Consider the following 457-nt stretch of genomic DNA (forward strand, 5'->3'; position numbering starts at 1 on the left):
GGTGGCGGTCGATGACGCGGTAACGGTTGCAGAAGATAACCTGATTGCTATCAGTGTGCTCGACAACGACAGTGATGCAGACAGCGATCTCAATGCGGCCAGTGTCACCGTCGTCACGGCACCTTTGCATGGTGCCACCAGCATCAATACCGGAACAGGTACTATTACTTTTACGCCGGATGCGAATTTCGCCGGGACAGATACCTTCAGCTATCAGGTTCAGGATGTTTACGGCGCGGCATCTTCACCAGCTACCGTCACTGTGACAGTGACACCTGTGGCCGATGCACCGGTAGCAACCGCTGATGTCAGCAGTACGGATGAAGATACGCTGGTGGTGCTGGATGTGCTGGCTAACGACAGCGATATTGATTCAGGCGATCTTCTGCAGCCAGCCACACTGACAATTATCACTCAGCCTTCGCACGGCTCGGCCACGGTTGAAAACGGCAAGATT

General features: G+C 54.3%; 1 protein-coding gene. It reads left to right on the forward strand.

The features are described from left to right. Positions 1-457: tandem-95 repeat protein (locus ACYP03_RS24120; protein ID WP_459782380.1), on the forward strand; the 457-nt coding region annotated here is incomplete at both ends.

Source organism: Photobacterium sp. R1, assembly GCF_054600795.1.